This window comes from Candidatus Chloroploca asiatica, from assembly GCF_002532075.1.
GTDB classification, from domain to species: domain Bacteria; phylum Chloroflexota; class Chloroflexia; order Chloroflexales; family Chloroflexaceae; genus Chloroploca; species Chloroploca asiatica.
On the sequence record NZ_LYXE01000127.1, the window covers coordinates 164,394 to 185,549 of the forward strand.

The following is a 21,156-nucleotide window of genomic DNA, read 5'->3' on the forward strand; positions in this document are numbered from 1 at the left end:
ATCATCCAGGTTGAGCCTCCTGAGACGTTTGATTCAATACGTATCCTTGGATCAAAGACATAGCTAGAGGCTCCTCCTATGACAACGCGACGACAGTTTCTCCGCTTGATGCTCGCCGCAGGGACAGTGGGCGCAGTGGCCCAGCATCGTACGGCAGATGCTGCTTCAGCTTCCTCTCATCAAGCCTATCTGCCGTTGGTGCATCACCCTGCTGCCGCACATTCGGGATCATGGCCCAATGATGAGGGCTGGATCGTTGCTGGCCCGTCGGGACGGTTTGATCAGGCGATCGCATGGTTCCATGCTCGTTCAACAATCTATACTCATTACGATCTGTTGCAGATTGTCGGGGCCTATGAGCGAATTGGCAATGAAGCTGGGGTTGACTGGTTTCTTGCGCTTGCGCAGTGCGCCCATGAAACAGGCAGTCTGACCTCGTGGTGGTGTGATCGTCCGCGCCGGAATCCTGCTGGCATTGCTGTCACCGGGGCCGTGCGTGATGGCACGCCTGACAATCCGCCTGGCGTGAACTGGGCCTGGGATGGAAGCCGCTGGCGGGAAGGGGCGAGTTTTGCGGCCTGGGATAGCTTCTCGGTGCGGGCCCATCTGGGGCGCCTCCTTGCCTATGCTTTGCCTGATTGGGCGGCGACCCCCTATCAGCGTGAGTTGATTGACTATGCGCTCGCCATCCGACCACTCGCTGCCCGTATCCGTGGCATCGCTCCGACGATCATTGGGCTCAATGGTATCTGGGCTGTTCCTGGGACTGAGTATGGGCAACGCATTCTCGATCTCGCCCGCCGGATGCGTCAAAGTTAACGTCGGCCAACCGTTTAATGCGCAAATCTTCACTGATTATCCTACCGCCTAGCGGGGCGTTGTCGCTTATTAGGAAGCTGAATTGCTTTCCTCTATGGTCGTTGAATTGCTCCTTGACGTGCCTCACGCACACTCGTATAATAAGTTTATGTTAAGGGTTGCTTAACTTTTGATCAAGGAGCCACCATGGCGGCAAAACTGACAAAAGAGCTGATTTCCTAAGGGGCGGCGCGGGATAATGTCCTGCTGCCGCCCCTGTTGTTTTGTTTACGCTCCGCATATCTGGACATGGGAGTTCAGGAAGTACAGGAGGCACGAAATGCAGTCAGATCTGATCGGCAAGATTGAAAAGGCCCGCCGTTACGCTGCTGAACCTGATCGGGTGAAATTTGTCGAGTTGCGTGCGAACTTTAACGGGGGCAATAGCAATCACGAAGTGGTGCTGCGCGAAGGCCACTGGAACTGCGATTGTTCGTTCTTTCAGACGTGGGGAACCTGCGCACACGTGATGGCGATGCAGCGCATGTTGAATCCGATGCTTGATGAAGAAGCTCGACAGGCTGAATTGGCAATTGCCGCTTCTGCCGAGTTGTCGGTTTAGCGACCTCCTCAAAATATTTTAAGACCATGAAGTGTGTTTCGTTTGATTTTTACCACGTTACACCTTCATGGTCTTTTTGTGTGCCTTATGCCTATGCCACTGATTATTGCTCACCGTGGTGCCTCAGCCTATGCACCCGAGAATACGATGGCTGCGTTCGAACTGGCCTATCGCCAGGGGGCCGGCATGATCGAATTGGATGTGCAACCCACCGCTGATGGGTATCTCGCGGTCTTTCACGATGATACAACCGAGCGCTGGGATGGCCGCCCGCGTCCGGTTACAACGTGTCGTTTGGCTGAATTGCAAGCGCTTGATATCGGCGGCGAACGGGTGCCCATCCTCGAGGAGGTGCTTGCTTTTGCCGCTACGACCGGCATTGCTCTGAACATTGAACTCAAGGCTGTCGGTATAGGAAGGCAGTGCGTCCATCTGGTGCGTCAAGCCCGCCTCGTTGATCAGGTGATCGTCTCTTCGTTTGTCCCTGTGGCCCTGCGTGAGGTGCAAACGGCGGATCCGGTGGTGCGTCGGGCGTATTTGATGGGAACCCGTACCTATCGCCCTGATGTGCGTCTTCGCGAGTTGTGGCCTTTTCTGGCCCTGCGGCGCTTTGCGGTCGCCGCCTGGCATCCCTCGCACGAATTGCCCCTCGTTGACCGGATTATTCCGCTTGTGCGCAAGGCTGGCTATCAGGTCAATGTCTGGACCGTTGATGCGCCTCAGCGTATGCGCCAACTGGCGGCCCTGGGTGTCCAGGGAATTATTACGAATCGCCCTGATCTCGCCAGCGCGACATTGGCGTGAACATCCACCGGGCTCTTTGAGAAAGACAAAAAGGCCAGCTTTGCTGGCCTTTTTGTGCTTCTGGATGCCTTGAAGCTCCCCTTATGCAGGTGGGTATGGTGCAGGTACCCCAACAGGGTGCGCCGAGGTTGCCTGAGGGCTCAAACGCTCACGGATGAGGCGAGCTAGCTCACAAGGCGCGACTTGCGGGTGATAGTCAGTTTCGATCATGATGGCCGGTACATCGTCACATGCTGCTATGCAGTCGAGTTCTTCCACTTCGATCTGATTTGGAAACTCTTTGACGAGTTGGGCAACGGTGCGCTGCACTTCAGGTCGGCTGCGGATGCAGAACCTGCACATCGTAAGTTGAACGGGCATACATCCCTTCCCTGGTACCAGTCCGATGGGCGCATCAGGCTGAACCTCGAACTATCCTCTGCTGCTGATGAATGTGGTGGTGGTTGCGTGAGTATTATAAGGAAATTCTTTCGAAATCACAACCCTACCCTTTGTCTTTTTCTATTGTACACTGTCTGTCAATACTTTGCAATACTTTTGCACGGTTAATTATCATGGAGAGCGGAAGCCAGGCTTGCTATAATGCAGCATATGGCTGCTCGCAATGACAACAATGGCCGCGTTGCACTGGCGACGGATCTGCCTCCGGCCGCGATCCGCTCGTGCCTCCATCCCCATCCTCGCCTGGCCTATCTCTGTGCCGGTGAGACCGGGCCGCCCGTTGTGATGCTGCACGGGTGGGGGGCTTTCAAAGAACTCTGGTGGAGCACGCTGCGTGGCCTGGGGCGCGATCACCGTTGTTTTGCCCTGGATGTGCCTGGTCATGGCGATTCGCCCTTGGGAGGGGCGCACACGATTCCGTTGCTTGCTGACGTTGTGGCCCAGTTTTGCGCCGATCTCGGTTTGACCGAGATCATCTTGATGGGCCATTCGATGGGCGGGGCGATTGCTGCCGAGTTGACCCTGGCGCATCCCGACCTTGTCCATCGCCTGGTGCTCGTGGATGCGGCGGTTGATGCCCATCTGATGCCTATCTATGCCCGGGTCTACCTCTTGCCGCAACTTGGCTGGGGTCTGTTACGCCTGACCCAGTTGATTGGGCGTCGTGCGCGCCCCCTCAGTCTCCGCATTCCCCACGAACACGGTGGGGGCTGGATTCGCCCTTGGTTGCGCCGTTCGTCCTATCTGGCGATGTTTGAACCTGAAGGCTTGCACCGTGTCTATCGTTCGCTCTTTGCAACCCAGACTGGCGATCGCCTCGCCCAGATTGCGGTGCCTACGCTTGTGCTCTCAGGTCAATTTGATAGTCTGGTGCCTCCGGCCAATTCCCACCGCCTCGCTGACCTGATCCCTGGTGCCAGCTATCATCAAGTTTCTGGTGCGTTGCATAATCCAATGGATGAACGCCCGTATGCTTTTGAAAAGGCTGTGCGGAGGTTTCTGCGTTCCGCAGCAGATCTTTGAGCTTGGATGGTGAGGTTCTATGACAAACGCAAATGCACGGCGTGTGCTCGATTTTGCTCAGGATCTGATCGGTGCTGAGCAGATCGAACAGTTTCGTCTTGATGCGGCTGATTTTCTTTCGCCCCGCAGTGTGGGTGAGTCGGCAGGTACCCGTATCGAGCAGATGACGACGCCGCTCGATGAGGCCGCCGAGACGGTGAATCGTAGTTTTCCCCAGCGCGATCTTGCGTCGGGTCAGTTTACGAATGTGATCTCGCCTGTCGTGATTCCGCGTGATCCGCGGTCGCTCTTCTGGCTGCTGATTGCCGGTTTCTTTGCTTTGCTGGGCGTCGTTGGGTTGGCGATGACGGCGCTGGTTGATGCGGCAACCAATCTTGTTTTTGGGCAGGGCAATCTGGGGTGGGCGCTCTTTGGCCCCCACTATTGGCTCGTGCTCTTTGGCTATGTCGCCTACAATCTCTGGCGTAATAGCTATGTCATGGTGCCCGATGGGTGTCAGGCCCTGATTACCCGCTTTGGTAAGCTCGAACGGGTTGCCCCCGCCGGTCGTACGATGATCCTCGATCCCTTTGCGCGGGTGAGCTATATCGTCAATACGACCCGCGAGTATCCCTACAATGCTCCGATCCGTGAGGCTCCGACGGCGAGTCGGGTCAATGCATCAGTTGATCTCTTTTTGCAGTTTAAGATCGAGGATCCGCCGGCGTTTATCTTTACCCTCGGCGGCGCACGCGGCTTTCAAGAAAAGTTGCAGAGCGCCGTCAGTGAGGTGACCCGGGCCTTGATCTACGAGCAGAAGGCCGCCGCGATCTATGATCTCGTCGGTGAGAGTACCCAGACGGTCATTGATACGCTGAATCAGCAGTTTCTGCCGGCGGTGCGTTTTGTCAATGCGAATATTACCCACGCCGAGCCGTCAAGCCAGGAGTATCGCATGGATCTCGCGGCCCCCGAGATGGTGCGGGTCGCAAAAGAGGCGTATACCTATCAGTACGAGTTGCAGTTGCGTAAAGAACAGGACGAAGGCGATCTCAACCGCGAGCTCGCTGGTCTCCGTGAGCAACTTTCGGCGATTCGCGCCGAGATTGCGACCTATCAGGCGCAAATTGATACGGCAGGCGAAAAAGAGAGCTATCGCGCCAGTGCTTATGCCAGTCAGTTGTTGAGTGAGGCCGAGAGTGCGGCACGGGCGAATGCGGCGCTGCTCGAAGCTCAAGCGCTCGATATTCGTGCTGTTGGTGCGGCTGCCCATCCCGCGATTCTGCAGTACCGCTACCAGCGCGAGGTGCTTGACCGCCTCGAAGCTGTCGCTGAGCATTTGCCCCAGGTGATCCAGACGGGTGGCGATAATCAGGTGATTGATTTTCTTGAGACCGCCCGCAAGATGCTTGGCATTGCCGATGATCCGCTCTATAGCCCCGAGGAAGTTCAGGCGATTACCCGTCGCCTCAATGAGATCAAGGCGCGCATCAAGACCAGGAATGTGCAGTTGCGTCAGTTGATTGCCGATGAGACAACGACGGCGATGGCCCCCCTGCCTGGAGGAGGTGAGACCCGTGACTGAACCACGACGTGATTTTTCCAAAGTGCGCGAGGCCGTCGCGACCTGGGGGCGCATCCGTGAGTTGCTCCGCTCGGGCGAGGGCGGCCAGGTCGTGCCTGTGGTCATTCCGAAGGATCGGCGGCGGGCGGTGTGGCTGGCATGGTTGGCAGCCGGCCTCTATTTTGTGGGGGTCGCCCTGTTTGGCGGCATCGGACTGGCTCTTCTCACCGCTCCGCTTGCGTTGCTGTTCCTCTTGATCGCCGGGGTGACGCTCTGGCGTACGGCGATGATCGAGATTGAACAGGGCACCACGGCCGTCTATTCGCGTTGGGGGCGTATTGTTGGTACACTCGATCCTGGTCTGCACTATCTCTGGTGGCCCTGGGAAAAGGTTGAGGCCGTTGTGGATACAAGCACCGAAATCCCCTATACGGCCCCGGTGCTTTCGAGTCCGACCCGCGAAAATGTGCCGCTCAAGTCGATTGAATTCTTCCTGAAATTCCGCATCGAAGATCCGGTTGCTTTTGTGCGCAATATTGGGGCAAGCAATTTCGATATGGTGCTCAGTAGTGCGGTACAAGATGCGATTCGGCAGCGTTCACGTCAGGTTGAAACCGAGCGTGCCTATGACCTGCGCGGTTCAGATGTTGGCGATATGCAACAGAGCCTGAATCGTCTGCTGGCGCGGTATGGCGTGCGCATTACTGGGGCGAACATCCCCGATGTGCAGTTGCCCGACCAGTACCAGCAGCACCTTGCGACACGTGAGCGTGTTTCAAAGGAGCTCGAAGCCTATGCCCGCGAATGGGAATTGGTACGGCGTCAGCGCGCCGATAGCTTGCTGATGGAGATCGAGCGGGCCAAAAAGGTGCGAGATGCTCGCCTCGTTGAGGTACGAGCCGCCGTCAACAAAGCCCGTGAAGATGTGGCGCGCGCTATTCAGCAGAAAGAGACCGAGGCGCAACGTGTGCGCTGGGAGATCGAGGCCCGTGGGCGGGCCACCCTCAAGCAAGCCGAAAATGAAGCCCGTGGCCTCGAATATCTTGGTCAAGCCTACCAGGATAATCGCGCTGTCCTGCAGTATGAACTGGCCCTCCGGCGCATCCAGGTCGCCGAAGCCCTTGTGCGTAATGCACCACGCCCGGTTTTTATCCAGGGCAATAACGGCGAACAGTCTGCCCTGAGCACCCTCATCCTTGCCCAGATGCTGCCCAAACTCCTGGCGGAGTCATCTGCCGAAGAGAAGTAGGGCCGCAGGCTTCCCTTTATCTGCCTACGACAGAGGAGCCTATTGCTCCTCTGTCGTAGGCAGAAAAGTCCCGATCACACTACGCTTGCTGGTCAAATAGGTCTGTGCGACGCGCTGCACGTCGGCAGCCTCGACAGTGGCAAGTTCTTCAAGCAGGGTCTCGCCGCGCTGGTAGCTATCGAGCACTTCCCACATGCCGATTTGCAAGGCTTGATTGGTCACGCTTTCGAGGCTGTAGGCAATCTGGGCTCGCATCTGCTTGAGAACCCGTGCGAGTTCGTTGGGGGTGATGCCGTCTTGCTGGATCTTCACCAGTTCGTGCAGCAGCGCCGCTTCGACCTCTTTGGCGCTATGGGCTTCACTCACAATGGCACTCAGTTCAAAGAGATAGGGGTCGCGGGTGGGCATAAAACTGCTCCACGCAGCGGCAGCCAACTCGGTCTCGACCAGGCCCTGGTAGATCCGGGCGCTCCGGTTGGTTGGCGCACCGCCCCCCATAAAACTAGGCGCTTTCGCCCCACTCAACACGGCATCAAGGACTACCGTAGCGGCAAAGTCGGGGTGACGGCAATCAGGCGCAAGAAAACCGATCTGCACATATTCGGCTGGCCCGGGGCGACGGATCACAAGGCGCCGTTCCCCCTGTGGTTCTGGTTCGACGGCGCGTACCGAAGGCAAGGACGGACCTGACGGCAGTGACCCGAAATGGGTTTCGGCCTGACGCAGGATGGTGTCGGTGTCAACGTCGCCGACGATCACCAGCACCGCATTCTTCGGCATATAGAAGGTCTGGTAATAGGTGTAGAGTTCGTCGCGGGTCATGGCGAGGAGATCGCTTTTGTAGCCAATGACCGGGTTGTGGTACGGGTGAGCCGTGAAGGCACTGGCCTTCACCGCCTCATCGAGCCACGTTTCCGGGTAGTTTGCGGCCCCTTCGAGCTCGGCGATAATGACCGTGCGTTCACTTTCAACTTCGTCAGGTTCAAAGAGAGCATTGACCATGCGGTCAGCTTCGAGACGCAGGGCGAGTTCGATGCGATCAGCCGGCAAAGTCTCGTAGTAGGCCGTATAATCCACCCAGGTAAACCCGTTGAAGGTGCCGCCATTGCGGGCAATCAGGCGATCAAGTTCCCCCCTGGGGACGGCTGGCGTCCCCTTAAAGAGCATATGCTCAACCCAGTGCGAAATCCCCGTTTGACCCGTTGGCTCGTTGCGACTCCCCACGCGATACCAGATCCAACTAGTGGCGACCGGGGCGCTATGAACTTCGCGAATCAAGACGAGCATGCCATTGGCGAGTGTGTGGGCGTGAATTTTCATCTCTTTTCCTTATGAAGGCTGACGCCTCAAACCTCTTGCTGTGTTCAGAAAAAAGCCAGCGTCGCTGGCTTTTTTCTGAACACAGCAAAGCGACGTGTGGGCTGCAGGCCTCTACCTCCCGCTGGCAGGCACGCCCTGCTTGAGGGCAAATGAACGCACAAGGCGAACTAGTCGCCGCGGTTGTTCGCGTTGGGGCAGGTGACCGGACCCTTTGAGGACGTGCAATTCGGCCTGCGGCATGTTGTCACGGAAGAACTCAAATGATCCTTCGGGTAAAAAACGGTCGCGGTCGCCCCAGATCAGCATGGTTGGGACAGTGATGCTTCGCAGGTCTTCGGAGGTGAAGAAGTCATCTTCGCTCGCCGCCTCAATAAATTGCCGCACGGCATCGCGTGCGAAGAGATCGCGGAAACTGGCCTGTCCTAGATAGAGGGCCAGCGGAATGCGCCCGAACATCTGGCGGTAGATGCGGCGAACCGTTGCCAAATCGGGGACGCTCACCGTTGCTACAAAATTTTCCCACGAAGGTCGCCCGTTCAGTTGCGCTCCACCGGGGTCGAGCAAGACAATGCCCCGCGTCAACTCGGGCGTCTGTTCGGCGAGTCGCGCGGCAACCCATCCGCCCATCGAGTTGCCGACCAGGATCGCGGGTTGGCCGATGACCTCGCGGATCAGCGCCTGAATCACGTCCACCTGCTCGGCAATGGTCGCAAAACGGCGCCCTGGTGGGTAGCCACTCTGGCCGAAGCCGGGTAAATCAAGCGCATAGACTGGCCCGATTTTTGTCATACCGCGCATAGTGAAGGCCCAGGTCAGTGCATTATCGGCAATGCCGTGAATAAGAACTAGCGGGTGGCTCGTCACCGCTTTGCGGTGCGCAGGCGCGTAGTAGTAGTGGCTCAGAATGCCTGCTAGGCGGCGTTCGTGGCTGCTCACGCCAGCGCGGAGCAGGGCGCGTCGCGTGATGCCGAGACTTAGCGGGATCAGCACACGCGAAAAGGCTCCGCCAATTTCGAGGCGACGGCGGAAAGCCTGGTCTTGTTGCGGGGTGTTTTGGGGCATTAGGTAGGGCTTTCATATGCAAAGCGCCATGCATTGGCGCATCAGGCAATGGCAATCAGGCGGACGCCCTCGGCGGGTGTGCAGACCAGGGTGTGGGCTTCGCGCCCGGTGTGGGCCTGGTAGCCTGCCCGTAGTTCCGTTGCAAAGGCTGGCACCGCATCGTGGGCCACCAGACTGACGGTGCTCCCCCCAAAGCCGCCCCCGGTCATCCGTGAACCGTAGCAGCCTGGCAAGGCGCAGGCCAGTTCAACCAGGGTGTCAAGCTCGGGAATGCTCACCTCGTAATCGTCGCGCAGGCTTGCGTGCGATGCGTTCATCAGTTGTCCAAAGCCTGCCAGATCGTCCTGTTCCATCGCTGCGGCGGCATGAACCGTGCGACTAATCTCGGTGACAACATGGCGAACCCTGGGCAGCAGTTTCCCCGTGAGCAGATCGGCGTGTTCCTGCAATTGTGCCGGTGTGAGATCGCGGAGGGCCATCAGCTTGGGCAGACGGGTGCGCAAACGTCGTACGGCTTCGTGGCAGGCCTCACGCCGTTCGTTGTACGCCGAAGCGACGAGCTCATGCCGCACCCCGCTATCACAGACAACCACCCTGGCCTCGGTGGGCAACGGGATGGTACGATAGCTTAGATCGCGACAATCGAGCAACATCGCGTGGCCTGCCCGCCCGAGCGTGACAACAAACTGATCCATGATGCCGCACTGGGTACCCACAAAACTCTGTTCGGCCCCCTGGGCGAGCAGCGCCAACTCTTCGCCGAGCAAGTTGAGATCGTTGAGCAACTGAAAGGTGTAGCCAACCCCAATCGCCAGGGACGCCGAGGAAGAAAGCCCACCACCGACCGGCAGATCGCCGGTGATCAGTAGATCCGCGCCCTGGATATGCAGATCACGGGCAAGCATCGACTTGAGCATCCCACGAATATAGTTGCTCCATGGGTGTGTCTGGCTTCGTTCGAGCGTCTCAAGGCTGAACTGGTCTTCGGCCTGCATACTAGTGCTATAGACCCGTACCATCTGATCGCTACGGGGCCGGGCCACAACAAGGGTCGCCCGGTCAATCGCCATCGGCAAGACAAAGCCATCGTTGTAATCAGTATGCTCACCAATCAGATTGACACGCCCAGGTGCGCGTACCAGCATCGCGGGTTCGCTGCCAAAATGGGCCGCAAACGCTTCACCAGGTTCCCCGAACGTGTCCATGCCTTGCTCCCTTGTCAGCCCGTTGCCACACGGCATAGTCTACCACATCACGCGAGCTCGCGTCGTTCGCCGACGCGGCGCGTCAGTTTGCGCTCGTCGAGATGCTCAAGGAGGGCCAGCGCATAACGGCGGGTGCTGCCAAAGTGGTCGCGCAACTGCCCTACCGTCAGGCTGCCTTCGGCCTGGAGTATCGTGAGCACCCAGTTGACCAGTTCAGCATAGGTTTCGGGGAGCAAGTAGAGATCAGGGGCTATGCGCACGAGCATCTGCTGTTGAACCACCCACGCCAGCACTTCGGGGTCAAGATCGGGGAGGGGCGGACTGTACGGGGTGCGTCGCATTGCCGCGAGCGTCGTTGCCACCGCACGTTGCTGATGCGCCGCAAGTTGTGGGTCGTGTCCCACCAGCCAGACGCTTGTTTCGTCAGCGGCAATGATCTCGCATCGTATGGCCTCGTCAACGATACCACCGATCAGACGTGGCGCGAGGCGCAATTTTTGGCGAAGTTCTTCGCGGGGCATCCCTCGGCGCAGCGGAAAGCGCGTATGATAGGCGCGCACCGGTGGCACCAGACGAGTCGCGAGTCCCTGCCAGCCTGTTGCTGTCACCAGCAAGATGTCGGCCAAGGGGGCGGCTTTTTCACCTATATGAAGAGCCGGTATCGTCAGCACCCGTCCGCTCGCCACGAGATCGCTGACCAACGAGTGCATCTGCTCGTCGGGCAGGCCCACCGCTCTGGCGACCTCGTCCCAGGGTCGCGGCGGATCAGTGCCGAGCATTTGGAGCACCAGTTCGGCGGGGTCGCCGCGGGCCAGCGTCTCGAGGGCGGCGATGACCTCGGTGCGAAAGCGGCGGTGGCGCACCGGGAAGGGATCAACGACCATGCCCCCGGCGACCGTGCGGCTCGGCGAGGCAATGCGCAGGATGCAATGGTCATCGCGCACGACGACGACCGGCACTTCGAGGCGTACTTGCGCCCACCCGCTGCTGCCAGGCGCAAGTTGCTCGGTATCAAGCAGGGTCAGGCGACAGGGCACCTCACTTGCGCCCGTGAAGAGATCGAGGCTGCAATTCTGTTCGAGTGGTCCCGGCGCATCAGCGAGAACGCGCAGGTGCAGATCGATCAATCGCGTTGGCTGCAACGTCCCGGCAGGCACCAGGACATCACCACGCTTGACCTCGCTATGATGAATGCCGGCTAGATTCACCGCGACACGCGTTCCAGGCGCAACCACTTCAACCTTATCATAATGGATCTGTAGACCACGAATGCGCCCAGTCAACCCAGAAGGCAAGACAACAACCTCGTCACCAACCCGTAACGAGCCATCGCGGAGGGTGCCTGTCACGACGGTGCCAAAGCCGCCAATTGTGAACGACCGATCAACTGGCAAGCGTGGAATGCCGTCGGTCTTCGCGCGGGGAGGCAGGCTCTGTAGCACCTGTTCCAGCGTCTGCCGGAGCTGATCAAGCCCTGCCCCAGTCCGGGCGGACACCGCCACCAGCGGAGCGTCAGCGAGGCTGGTATGCGCCAATTCACTCGTGACCTCCTCGCGCACCAGCGCCAGCCACTCGGCATCAACCAGATCGGCCTTGGTCAGCACCACCACCCCATGGCGGACATCGAGCAGATCGAGGATTGCCAGATGTTCGCGGGTCTGGGGCATCATTGACTCATCGGCGGCAATGATCAGCAGGGCCGCATCGAGTCCGCCGACGCCGGCGAGCATGTTCTTGATAAAACGCTCGTGCCCAGGCACATCCACCACGCTAACCCTGCGCCCGCCGGGGAGGGCCAACCAGGCAAACCCGAGATCAATGGTCATCTGGCGACGTTGTTCTTCTTCCCAGCGATCGGGATCGATGCCCGTCAAGGCTTTCACCAGCGTGGATTTCCCGTGATCGACATGGCCTGCGGTTCCAACAACAAACATCGCTCGCATCCCTCAAAAGCATGCCTGCGGTTCCCTGGTTTGCTTGCCGCACGCAAACTGCCACATAACTAGCGGTTTGCGTACAGCAAGGTACTGAGGTTTATTCTAGCGTCTCAACCGAAATGTTGCCAGAGGCAGTTGTGATCGTCAAACGTGTCTCGCCGGTGCCCAGCGTCCCACGCAGACTACGCCGTTCAAGCGCAAGGCCATCAATATTTGTCGCCACCGAACCGCTCGTGGTGGTGGCCTCAAGGCGGAGATTCTCGTTTGCAGCCAGGCGTACCTTGATCCTACCTGACGCATTGCTGATGGTATGCGCCGCCCCTGGCATCAACCCAGTTCGGACGTCGATGTCGCCACTGGTATTTTCAAGCTGCAGATGCATCGGCCCCTGGCCGTTGATCTCTATATCACCCGAAATCGTCCGCACATCAACAAGCCCGATTGCTCCATCAACCTCGACATCGCCACTAACGGTACGAACAAAGGGCGCATCAAGCTGACCGCTGATCTGCACATCGCCGCTAACCCCATTGAGGTGCAGCTTGCCACGATGATTCTGCACGATCAGATCCCCCGACGTATTGCTGATCTGGATAGCGCCACTGGTATTGGTGGCGGTAAGATCGCCACTGACGGTTGTCAAGGTCAAGTCACCCTGCACTCCCTCTACCTGGACATCACCACTCACCAATTCAGCCTGTACCTGCACCCCCTCGGGTACCCCGATGCGGAATTCGACATAGGGCGAACGTCCGAAAGAGAGGCCATTCCATGGTGAACGGCGTACTTCAAGGGTGAGCGTGTCATCCGCGAGTGAAGCCTGCACTTCGAGGCGATCCAGTGCCCGACTTGCGGACTGTTCGGTGAAGCCAAAGCCACGGCGGAGTGCATTGACCTCGACCTGATTGCCCGCAATGCCCACCAGTTGCACCTGGTCATTGACGCCGCGGATCACCACGGTACTAGCCTCATAGCGTTGCTCAAGCATCACCTGACTACGTTCAGCGGTGCTGAGGATAAAGTTCCCGGGCCAGTTGCGGGCGCTGAGCGCAAAAACGAGCCAGATCACACCGATGACGAGCAGCAGAACCCCCCAGCGTCGGGCCTGCTCACCGCGTCGGTCATAGCGTTCCTCTGACCCTGAAGAGGATTGAGGTTCAGGATTGTCTTGCACAGCACACCTCGCACTAAAGCATCTTCCCTGTGCATAGGACGCCTTGATCGGTCTGAGTGTTGCGTTCCAACTGGCTCATGATGGTACAATGCAATATGCCAATCCTTATTGACGGACACAACCTGATTGGTCAGTTGCCTGGTTTCAGCCTCGCCGACCCGGATGATGAGGCCCGTCTGGTGATGCTCTTGCGTCGCTATGCCACGCGCCGCCGTGGCCGCAAAATCGTGGTCGTCTTTGATGGCGGCGTCTATGGGCACCCTGATAATCTAAATGGCTATGGTGTCGAAGCCCATTTTGCGCGCTCGCCGTCTGATGCCGATACCCTGTTGATCCGGCGCATCCGAGCGATCAAACGGCGCGATGAATGGCTCGTTGTCAGTTCTGATCGCGCGGTGGTTGGGGTTGCCCAGGCCCAGCGCATTCCAGTTATCTCGGCGCAAGCCTTTGCACGCCGCCTGGCTGCACTCGATCAGCCGCGGGCCTCGCTCCAGGATAAACGCAATGATCGCCCCTTGACTGCGGCAGAAATTGAAGAATGGATGCGTCTGTTTGGTATCGACGAAGATGACGCCGAAGATTTTGCAAATTATTGACATGATCTTGAAAAAACCTGTGCAAAATAAAAAAGATGTGATATACTTTACCTAACAAACCCGGAATGCGGCGCGGCACTTCTGCGGGACGGTAGTAGTTCGGCCTCATGTTTTCTGGTGAGGCTGGGTTATGGAGCTTGCATTTTTATGAACAAAGTCTATTTCGAGCGGCGTCTCGATGCTCTGCGCCTGCGCCTCAATGCGTTGGCTCCTAGCACCGAGCGGGCACGGCAGGCCGTCCGACGTCTTGAACGTGAGCAGGTACAGGTGCCAGCGGGGACTATTTCGGGTGCGCTGGCAGCCCAACTTTCGGCAGCGCGGGCGATGGCAACAACGCTCGAAGAGCGTGAACGCCAAGTGCGCGTGGCCATCGCGGCACTTCAGGCTGAACTGATTGCCGATCAGCCTTAATCAGGGTTTCACCACCGTTCGTGATCGCATGATGCGGCAACTCAAGAGGTGATCAGGCCAATGCCTGTTCTACCTGTTGAGTTTTTTTATATCTGTGGATTCTGCACCCATTCAGGTCTTGCTATTCTTGAAAAATATGCTATGATTGCGGTGTTTGCCAACGTTGCATAGCTGCCAGACTTGCATCAGAGACTCCTGATTAGTCCCCTGAGCGGTCGCGGGAACTTCTTCGCTCGAAGGGTGTGTTACGTTGTGATGGCCGGAGTGCGACAGCCGTTATATTGGCTGCCGGTGGTACGGAAGGTATAGGGAAGTAGGGTTTTAGACGACGGTGTCTGGTGCCGTACGTCGGTCAACACTGCGTAGAGACGCAGAGGAGTAGTTTTGATGCTGGTCAAGCTGTTTGTTGGGAATCTGCCCTGGAGTGTCGGTGACGAAGATCTGGCGCAAGTCTTTGCACCCCACGGGGATGTGCAGAGCGCTCGTGTGATCACTGATCGCGATACGGGCCGCTCACGTGGGTTTGGGTTTGTTGAGATTGAAGTTGATGATGTCAATACCGTGATCCGGGCAACTGATGGCCAGGAGTTGAATGGCCGTCCGATCCGGGTGAACGAGTCTGAGGATCGTGACCGTGGCAGCCGTGGCGGCGGCGGCGGTGGCCGTGGTGGTTACGGCGGCGGCGGCGGCGGTGGTGGTTACGGCGGCGGCGGCGGCGGCGGCGGCCGTGGTGGTCGTGGTGGCTACGGCGATCGGTACTAGCTTCTGTCGCCCGCTCCAGTGCAGGTGATCGCGCAGCTTTTTGGTAGGATCCTCGGGGCTACCGGGCCTCTCTTAGGCGAGACGGGGGGTAGTTACCTCCCGTCTCGTCCTTGTGTTTACGTGGTGCCCCAGATGCAACGCATCGGCGAAGTGATTGAAGCGTCAACGACTCGTTTTACCGCAGGTGCCTATGAGTTGCTCGAGGCTCCCTCTTTTGGTGCCCTGGTGCGGGCGGTGACTCGGGAGCCCACCCTCGAAGTCTATGGTCTCGTCTATGAGATTCGTACCAGTAGCAAAGATCCTGGGGGTCGTGCACTCGTCCGCGGGCGTACCTATAGCGGGCGTGAGTTGTTTGATGAAGAGATCTATGCCGAACATCCTGACCTCGCTGAGGTGTTGCAAACCGAGTTTTCGGCGTTGACCGTTGGCTATGTTGCGGATGGTCAAATCTGCCACTATTTGCCTCCTCAGCCTCCGCCTGTGCATTATTCAGTCTATGCCGCAACCGCTGCTGAGATGATCCGCTTTAGTGAGGTGACCAGTTTTTTTCGCGGGGTGCTCTTTGCTGCCCAGATCCCCGGTGACGAGTTGCTGGCTGCCTCGATTCGTGGCTTTGCCCGTGTGCGCCCCGATGGCGAACCCTACCTGCTTCGCGCTGGACGCGAAGTGGCCGGTCTGCTCAAAGATGATTACGACCGCCTGACGGCGTTGCTACGACGCATTCGCCCATAGGAGCAAGCTATGTTGCTTGATGTTGCTGTTCCGGTAGATGCGAATCCTTTGCCTACCGCTGTTGAACTTGCCCGTGCTGCCGAGTCGATTGGTTTTGCTGCTCTCTGGACGCCCGAGACCGGGCATAATGGTTTTTTGCCTCTGGTGCTGGCAGCTGAACATACCAGCCGTATGACGCTTGGTACCGCCGTTGCGATTGCGTTTCCCCGTAGCCCGATGATTACGGCCCAGCTTGCCTGGGATCTCGCGGCTTATAGTCAGGGACGCTTTGTGCTTGGGCTTGGGACGCAGGTGCGTGCCCATATCGAGCGTCGCTTCAGTGCCAATTTTGATCAGCCTGTTGCCCGCCTCCGTGATTATATCCTTGCGTTACAGGCGATCTGGACCTGCTGGCAAACTGGGGGTCCCCTGCGGTATCGCGGTGAGTTCTATCAGCATACGCTGATGTCGCCTTTCTTTAACCCCGGCCCGATCGAGCATCCGACGATTCCGATCTATATCGCCGGCGTCAATAGTGGCCTCGCCCAGCTTGCCGGTGAGCTCTGCGATGGCTTTCATGCGCATCCCCTCAATAGTGCGCGCTATCTCTCCGAGGTTTTACGCCCTCAGATTGCCGCTGGCGCGGCCAAAGCAGGCCGCGATCCTTCGGCCTGTATGCTTGCAGGGAGTAGCTTTGTGATTACCGGTGCCGAGCCAAAGCAGCGTGAGCGCCTGCGCCATTTTGTGCGTCAGCAACTTGCCTTCTATGGCTCAACCCCATCGTATCGCCCGGTGCTCGAATGCCACGGGTGGGGGGCCGTCGGTGAACAACTCTCGCAGCTCGCCAGTCAGCAGCGCTGGACAGATATGCCCGCACTGATCACTGATGAGATGGTCGCAACGTTTGCGGTTGAGGCTGACCCTGCCGATCTTGGAGCGGCGCTGCGCGCCCGTTACGAGGGCCTCCTTGATCGCGTTGCCCTCTATATACCCTTTGTCCCCGGGCAGATGGATGATTTCTGGCGTCAATTGGTGCAGACGGTACATCGCTAATGCCAGGCGTCTATGACGATCTTGATCTGAGCCCGAATGAGTTGGAACTGGCCCGCCTGCACCAGCAGGCGTCCGGGGGCTACGTTGATCTCAGCAGTAGCAATCCGACGGAACACGGGCTCATCTTTCCACCCCAGGTGCTGCAGCAGGCTGCCGAGGGCTTCTGGGCGTCACGGCGGTATGCGCCTGATCCGCATGGCAGTGCAACGGCGCGCGCTGCGGTGGCGGCCTATTATGCCGGGCGTACGCCAGCCCTGCACCTGGAGCTTGATGATCTCTTCATCACGGCCAGTACGAGTGAAGCCTACGCCTTGCTTTTTGCGTTGCTCGCTGATCCGGGGGACAACCTGCTGGCCCCCGGTCTTTGCTATCCGCTCTTCGAATACCTGGCCGCCTTACGCGATCTTGAGTTGCGCCCCTATCAACTCTGTGAAGAAGACGGCTGGCGTATCGATGAGGCCTCACTCCGTGATGCCGTTGACCAGCGTACCCGTGCCATTCTCCTCATTTCGCCGCATAATCCGACTGGCTCGGTGATCCAGCAACCGGTGGCGGTGCTGCGCGAACTGGGGTTGCCACTCATTTGTGATGAGGTCTTTGCTGCCTTTACGTATGCCCAACCCCACGTCCCACCGCTCGCCGCGTTGCATCCTGAATTGCCGGTCTTTACCCTGAATGGTATCTCGAAGTTCTTTGCCCTACCTGATCTCAAACTGGGTTGGATCGCCCTCAATCCACCGGCGCGTCATTTTCTCCCTCGGCTCGAATTGTTGAACGATACCTTTCTGGGAGCCAACAGCCTGACCCAGTATCTTGCACCTGCCCTCTTTGCCCAGGGTATGGATTTTGTCAACGCAATGGTTGCCCGGGTACGCGCCAACGTTGACTTGTTTATCGCAACGATTCGTCAGGCTCCTCAGATCACGCTTCGCCCGCCTGATGGTGGTTACTACCTCTTTCCGGCGGTACACGGCTGGGAGGATGAAGATGCGCTGGTGTTGCACTTGCTTGCGCATGGGGTGCTGGTTCATCCAGGCTATTTTTATGGCGAAGCAGCGGGCACGCATCTCCTCATTTCTGCCCTGACCGAGCCGACTCAGTTTGCCGATGGGCTTACACGTCTGATGCAAGCACTTACAAGATCGTGATTTTCATGCGCTCCTATTGCATCTGTACACACCTGGTTGTATAATCATTACCACAACGAAAGACAAGGCGACAGGCCATCACCTTGTCTTCAACCTCATCAGCCAGGCGTTTCCATGCCGCGAATTGTTTCCTCACCGGTCGCTCGGCCGGATGATCAAGATGCTCAACTCTTGAGTACGTTGCTCACCAGTGACGTGCCGAGTCGCCGTGAGAGTCTGCGTGCGGCACGGGTGCGTTCTGTCTCACAGCAGCGTAATGAGGCCCTGCGCGGCTATCTTTTGCGTAACGGGGTTGACCGTGCCCTTTTTGTCGTTGAGCGGGTGCTCATTGTGGCGGCTTTTATGGCGTTTGGCTACTGGTTGCTCGATGGCTATGGTCGCGATTGGTTCTATATGCTGCGCCAGACCCAACCTGTTGCCGCGAGCCAGGTGCAGATCGAACGCACCCCTCGCCCCACGCTCAGCACGCCGATGCCATCTGTTCAACCAGACGCGTTGGCGGTCGCTCCCCTGCCCTTTATTCATCAGGATGACGAGCCGTCGTCACTTGCGGCCGATGATCAGTTTCTTGTGCCGCAGACGATGCGTGCGCCCCCGGCGGTTGATGATCCCCGTCCGCAACGCCTCTTGATGCCCTCACTCGGGGCCGAGATGGATGTCTATGAAGTCTTTGTGCGCAATAATGAATGGGAAGTAGCCGAGTATGCGGCTGGGTTTCATCATGGCAGTGCACTGCCCGGCGACATTGGCAATACGGTGCTCTCGGGGCACGCTGGGCTCAGAGGGGCGGTGTTTCGGCACCTTGGGCGCCTCAAGCCCGGTGATCAGGTTGTCATTGAAACGAGTAACTGGCGCTATACTTACCAGGTGCGCCATACCCACAATGTTTGGCCGCATCAGGTTGAAGTGATGGATCCGACCGCCACGCCAGTTTTGACCTTGATTACATGTACCAACTGGGATACGCAGCGTTTGATTGTTGTTGCCGATTTGATTGATGTAAGCCCTCTGTCTTGAACCGAGGAGATGATATGAAACCTCCTGCACGGGGACGCCCCTCTCAACCAGGCCGTGGTCGCGGGCCTGTTCGCTGGACGGCATGGGAGATCAGCCTGATTGTTCTCAGCATTGTGATGATCGCCTTTCCGCTCTACGCTGAAGCGACGCGCCTTGTTTTCGCGCCTATTGCTCCGGCGCAGGAGAATCCTACGGCGACACCTGATCTTGTGTTTCCGCCGACGAATACGCCGCTGCCACCACCAACTGAGACACCACTGCCTGATTTGACGCCAACAAATGATCCGATTCTGCCTCAGCCTTCACCTTCGGGTACGGGTACGAATCAAGGGCCGACCTTGACGCCAACTAATACTCCGCTGGCCGGAACGCCCAGTGCCACGAGTACAGGTGAGCCTGCTACACCAACGGCGGAGCCAGGGTCGCCGACGGCAACGGCGGAGCCAGGGTCGCCGACGGCGACGAGTGAGCCAGGGTCGCCGACGGCGACGGCGGAGCCAGGGTCGCCGACGGCGACGAGTGAGCCAGGGTCGCCGACGGCGACGAGTGAGCCAGGGTCGCCGACGGCGACGGCGGAGCCGGCTTCGCCAACAGCAACCTTTACGGCGATCCCTACGGTGGCGCCGAGTCCCACCAGTGATGTACCGCCAACGGGTATCAGTATCTTCAAGATTGCCTCATCGTCGCAGGTTGCCCAGGGGCAACAGTTCAGTTACAACATCTCGGTTGTTTCGACGAGCACGGCCAATCAGGCGGTACGATTGCAAGACAATCTTGATGCCAACCTTGAATTCCTCGGGCTTGATGTTCGTGGTGGTTCATGTAGCGGCGGTCAGACGGTTGTCTGTGATCTGACGGTGAATAGTGGCAGTGCTGCGTCGATCACCTTGCAAGTGCGGGTTCGCCCGAGTGCTGCGGTTGGGACGACGATTAGCAATGTTGCGACCGCACCGGGAGCCGAGACAAGCGGGGCTTCGATCACGGTTATTGCTGGCACGCCTGGGCCTTCGCCTACACCGCTTAGCCCGTCGCCCACGTCGGCCTATCCGTCGCCGACGACGCCCGTGGTGCCGTCGCCAACGACGCCCGTTGGTCCGTCGCCGACGACGCCCGTGGCGCCGTCACCAACAACGCCGTTCTTGCCCTCACCTACCACGCCGCCAGGGGTTGTGCCCACCACGCCGCCAGGCGTTGATCCGACGGTACCGCCGGTCGTTGTGCCGCCTGCTGGTGAACCTGCGCCACCAGCCACGCCCTTGCCGATAGCCCCGCCGGCTCCGCCAACACCTCAGCCTGCCGTGCCAACCGAGCCGCCAACGCCGGCCCCACCTCCGCCTGGCCCGACGGTGATCCGCCCAACTGCGGCCCCACGCCCCCCTTCTGGTGGGGGAACGGTCGGCGGAAGTGTCGCCCGGACAAGTACGCCGGTTGATGTTACCGCCACTGCCACCACTGCGGTGACGCCTTCGCCAGGACTGGGGGGAAGCCAGACAGGAAGCGATGTCTTCTTCCGCATGGCAAGTGACTGGGGGAGTGCCTATCCTGGTCAGATCATCAATTACACCCTGGTTGTGCGCAATACGCGCCCTGCTGCTGCAGAAGGTGCCAATGATCTGCGGACGGTGAATATGCGGACGCTCTTGCCGAGCAATCTTGAAGTGCTTGGCGCACGGGCCGACCGTGGTACTGATCCGACCATCACTGGTAACGAAATCCGTCATGTAGTCGAAGTGCTGCAACCCGGTGAGAGTGTCGAACTGACGATCAATACCCGCATCAAGACGAGTGTTACGGCTGGTACGTTGCTGGTCGCGCAGGGACAACTGACCTATGCCGGACGACCGCAAGACCTCTTCTCGAACATTGTCTCGGTGCAGGTTGTCGGTAGTACGCCACCGACGGTTGTGCCAACCTTTACGCCAACCGTTGATCCAACCAGTACGCCCGATCCGGGGCCATCGCCCGTCCCGCCAGGGGCTACCGAGGTGCCAACCAGCACCCCGGTTCCGGGTGCGCCCTCGCCTACACCAGTCACGACCCCGCCAGCCGGTGGGCAACCCGATCCGCAACCAACGTCTGAACCGGGCGGCAAACCCCCAGGTGAAACCTCACCATTGCCTGAGACAAGCACGGGCGTCCCGCTAATTGGTGTGCTGATGCTTGGGCTAACCCTGTTGACCCGAACCTGGCGTTTGCACCGGGCTAAAGAACGTATCTAAAGAGCTACGCTCAACGCCGTGGCTGATGGAGAGCTTTGCTCTCCATCAGCCACGGCGTTTA

The 21,156-nt window shown here is 58.8% G+C and carries 20 protein-coding genes; 14 read left to right on the forward strand and 6 right to left on the reverse strand.

The annotated features are described in order from the left end of the window. Positions 1–78: 78 nt before the first annotated feature. From A9Q02_RS17195 to A9Q02_RS17205, 3 genes are all read left to right on the forward strand, one after another. A complete protein-coding gene (locus A9Q02_RS17195; RefSeq protein WP_097654315.1) occupies positions 79–819 on the forward strand; it encodes a glucosaminidase domain-containing protein in 741 nt (246 codons plus the stop codon). Between the two features lie 319 nt (positions 820–1,138). Beyond that, a complete protein-coding gene (locus A9Q02_RS17200) occupies positions 1,139–1,420 on the forward strand; it encodes a hypothetical protein (protein ID WP_097654316.1) in 282 nt (93 codons plus the stop codon). Between the two features lie 87 nt (positions 1,421–1,507). After that, on the forward strand, positions 1,508–2,224 hold the full coding sequence (locus A9Q02_RS17205) for a glycerophosphodiester phosphodiesterase (RefSeq protein WP_245860618.1): 717 nt from the start codon (positions 1,508–1,510) through the stop codon (positions 2,222–2,224). Between the two features lie 81 nt (positions 2,225–2,305). On the opposite strand, the gene A9Q02_RS17210 is transcribed toward A9Q02_RS17205, so the two are convergent. Next, entirely contained in the window at positions 2,306–2,584 is a 279-nt protein-coding gene (locus A9Q02_RS17210; protein ID WP_097654317.1) for an NAD(P)H-dependent oxidoreductase subunit E, read from the reverse strand. Between the two features lie 231 nt (positions 2,585–2,815). Between A9Q02_RS17210 and A9Q02_RS17215 the strand changes: the two genes are divergently transcribed. From A9Q02_RS17215 to A9Q02_RS17225, 3 genes are read left to right on the forward strand one after another with little or no spacing between them, the layout of a single operon-like run. Continuing rightward, positions 2,816–3,688 carry an alpha/beta fold hydrolase gene (locus A9Q02_RS17215; protein ID WP_097654349.1) on the forward strand — a complete coding sequence of 291 codons (873 nt, stop codon included), beginning with the start codon at positions 2,816–2,818 and terminating at the stop codon, positions 3,686–3,688. 19 nt (positions 3,689–3,707) lie between these two features. Beyond that, complete coding sequence (locus A9Q02_RS17220; RefSeq protein WP_097654318.1) at positions 3,708–5,252, forward strand: SPFH domain-containing protein; 1,545 nt, start codon at positions 3,708–3,710, stop codon at positions 5,250–5,252. After that, on the forward strand, positions 5,245–6,480 hold the full coding sequence (locus A9Q02_RS17225) for an SPFH domain-containing protein (protein ID WP_097654319.1): 1,236 nt from the start codon (positions 5,245–5,247) through the stop codon (positions 6,478–6,480). The genes A9Q02_RS17220 and A9Q02_RS17225 overlap by 8 nt, the downstream gene beginning before the upstream one ends. A 39-nt stretch (positions 6,481–6,519) precedes the next feature. Here A9Q02_RS17225 and A9Q02_RS17230 read toward each other — a convergent pair whose 3' ends face one another. The 5 genes from A9Q02_RS17230 to A9Q02_RS17250 form a co-directional block, all read right to left on the reverse strand. Continuing rightward, positions 6,520–7,800, reverse strand: coding sequence for a M16 family metallopeptidase (locus A9Q02_RS17230; RefSeq protein WP_097654320.1), 1,281 nt, complete (start codon positions 7,798–7,800; stop codon positions 6,520–6,522). Between the two features lie 111 nt (positions 7,801–7,911). Further along, entirely contained in the window at positions 7,912–8,862 is a 951-nt protein-coding gene (locus tag A9Q02_RS17235; RefSeq protein ID WP_097654321.1) for an alpha/beta fold hydrolase, read from the reverse strand. A 41-nt stretch (positions 8,863–8,903) separates the two neighbouring features. Next, on the reverse strand, positions 8,904–10,067 hold the full coding sequence (galK, locus tag A9Q02_RS17240) for a galactokinase (RefSeq protein WP_097654322.1): 1,164 nt from the start codon (positions 10,065–10,067) through the stop codon (positions 8,904–8,906). 47 nt (positions 10,068–10,114) lie between these two features. After that, a complete protein-coding gene (gene selB / locus A9Q02_RS17245) occupies positions 10,115–12,001 on the reverse strand; it encodes a selenocysteine-specific translation elongation factor (RefSeq protein WP_245860620.1) in 1,887 nt (628 codons plus the stop codon). Positions 12,002–12,101: 100 nt separating this feature from the next. After that, on the reverse strand, positions 12,102–13,178 hold the full coding sequence (locus A9Q02_RS17250; protein ID WP_097654324.1) for a DUF4097 family beta strand repeat-containing protein: 1,077 nt from the start codon (positions 13,176–13,178) through the stop codon (positions 12,102–12,104). A gap of 95 nt (positions 13,179–13,273) precedes the next feature. Between A9Q02_RS17250 and A9Q02_RS17255 the strand changes: the two genes are divergently transcribed. The 8 genes from A9Q02_RS17255 to A9Q02_RS24360 all read left to right on the forward strand — a co-directional run bounded on the left by A9Q02_RS17255 (position 13,274) and on the right by A9Q02_RS24360 (position 21,095). Continuing rightward, entirely contained in the window at positions 13,274–13,774 is a 501-nt protein-coding gene (locus A9Q02_RS17255) for an NYN domain-containing protein (RefSeq protein WP_097654325.1), read from the forward strand. A 147-nt stretch (positions 13,775–13,921) separates the two neighbouring features. Next, entirely contained in the window at positions 13,922–14,185 is a 264-nt protein-coding gene (locus A9Q02_RS17260; protein ID WP_097654326.1) for a hypothetical protein, read from the forward strand. Between the two features lie 387 nt (positions 14,186–14,572). Then, on the forward strand, positions 14,573–14,947 hold the full coding sequence (locus A9Q02_RS17265) for an RNA recognition motif domain-containing protein (protein WP_097654327.1): 375 nt from the start codon (positions 14,573–14,575) through the stop codon (positions 14,945–14,947). A 132-nt stretch (positions 14,948–15,079) separates the two neighbouring features. Then, positions 15,080–15,679, forward strand: a complete 600-nt coding sequence (locus A9Q02_RS17270) for an HAS-barrel domain-containing protein (RefSeq protein WP_097654328.1) — start codon at positions 15,080–15,082, stop codon at positions 15,677–15,679. Between the two features lie 9 nt (positions 15,680–15,688). Beyond that, the gene (locus tag A9Q02_RS17275) at positions 15,689–16,711 is read left to right on the forward strand and encodes an LLM class F420-dependent oxidoreductase (RefSeq protein WP_097654329.1); all 1,023 of its coding nucleotides are present in this window, start codon (positions 15,689–15,691) and stop codon (positions 16,709–16,711) included. Next, positions 16,711–17,859, forward strand: coding sequence for a pyridoxal phosphate-dependent aminotransferase (locus tag A9Q02_RS17280; protein WP_097654330.1), 1,149 nt, complete (start codon positions 16,711–16,713; stop codon positions 17,857–17,859). The genes A9Q02_RS17275 and A9Q02_RS17280 overlap by 1 nt, the downstream gene beginning before the upstream one ends. Before the next feature lie 114 nt (positions 17,860–17,973). After that, positions 17,974–18,876 carry a sortase gene (locus tag A9Q02_RS17285; RefSeq protein ID WP_097654331.1) on the forward strand — a complete coding sequence of 301 codons (903 nt, stop codon included), beginning with the start codon at positions 17,974–17,976 and terminating at the stop codon, positions 18,874–18,876. Between the two features lie 14 nt (positions 18,877–18,890). Continuing rightward, positions 18,891–21,095 carry a DUF11 domain-containing protein gene (locus tag A9Q02_RS24360; RefSeq protein WP_097654332.1) on the forward strand — a complete coding sequence of 735 codons (2,205 nt, stop codon included), beginning with the start codon at positions 18,891–18,893 and terminating at the stop codon, positions 21,093–21,095. The last annotated feature ends 61 nt before the right edge of the window (positions 21,096–21,156 follow it).

Bases quoted from the DNA above. Each gene is read 5' to 3' on its own strand.
- A9Q02_RS17195 (WP_097654315.1), top strand. From the start codon at position 79: ATGACAACGCGACGACAGTTTCTCCGCTTGATGCTCGCCGCAGGGACA.
- A9Q02_RS17200 (WP_097654316.1), top strand. From the start codon at position 1,139: ATGCAGTCAGATCTGATCGGCAAGATTGAAAAGGCCCGCCGTTACGCT.
- A9Q02_RS17205 (WP_245860618.1), top strand. From the start codon at position 1,508: ATGCCTATGCCACTGATTATTGCTCACCGTGGTGCCTCAGCCTATGCA.
- A9Q02_RS17210 (WP_097654317.1), bottom strand. From the start codon at position 2,584: ATGCCCGTTCAACTTACGATGTGCAGGTTCTGCATCCGCAGCCGACCT.
- A9Q02_RS17215 (WP_097654349.1), top strand. From the start codon at position 2,816: ATGGCTGCTCGCAATGACAACAATGGCCGCGTTGCACTGGCGACGGAT.
- A9Q02_RS17220 (WP_097654318.1), top strand. From the start codon at position 3,708: ATGACAAACGCAAATGCACGGCGTGTGCTCGATTTTGCTCAGGATCTG.
- A9Q02_RS17230 (WP_097654320.1), bottom strand. From the start codon at position 7,800: ATGAAAATTCACGCCCACACACTCGCCAATGGCATGCTCGTCTTGATT.
- A9Q02_RS17235 (WP_097654321.1), bottom strand. From the start codon at position 8,862: ATGCCCCAAAACACCCCGCAACAAGACCAGGCTTTCCGCCGTCGCCTC.
- galK (WP_097654322.1), bottom strand. From the start codon at position 10,067: ATGGACACGTTCGGGGAACCTGGTGAAGCGTTTGCGGCCCATTTTGGC.
- selB (WP_245860620.1), bottom strand. From the start codon at position 12,001: ATGTTTGTTGTTGGAACCGCAGGCCATGTCGATCACGGGAAATCCACG.
- A9Q02_RS17255 (WP_097654325.1), top strand. From the start codon at position 13,274: ATGCCAATCCTTATTGACGGACACAACCTGATTGGTCAGTTGCCTGGT.
- A9Q02_RS17260 (WP_097654326.1), top strand. From the start codon at position 13,922: ATGAACAAAGTCTATTTCGAGCGGCGTCTCGATGCTCTGCGCCTGCGC.
- A9Q02_RS17265 (WP_097654327.1), top strand. From the start codon at position 14,573: ATGCTGGTCAAGCTGTTTGTTGGGAATCTGCCCTGGAGTGTCGGTGAC.
- A9Q02_RS17270 (WP_097654328.1), top strand. From the start codon at position 15,080: ATGCAACGCATCGGCGAAGTGATTGAAGCGTCAACGACTCGTTTTACC.
- A9Q02_RS17275 (WP_097654329.1), top strand. From the start codon at position 15,689: ATGTTGCTTGATGTTGCTGTTCCGGTAGATGCGAATCCTTTGCCTACC.
- A9Q02_RS17280 (WP_097654330.1), top strand. From the start codon at position 16,711: ATGCCAGGCGTCTATGACGATCTTGATCTGAGCCCGAATGAGTTGGAA.
- A9Q02_RS17285 (WP_097654331.1), top strand. From the start codon at position 17,974: ATGCCGCGAATTGTTTCCTCACCGGTCGCTCGGCCGGATGATCAAGAT.
- A9Q02_RS24360 (WP_097654332.1), top strand. From the start codon at position 18,891: ATGAAACCTCCTGCACGGGGACGCCCCTCTCAACCAGGCCGTGGTCGC.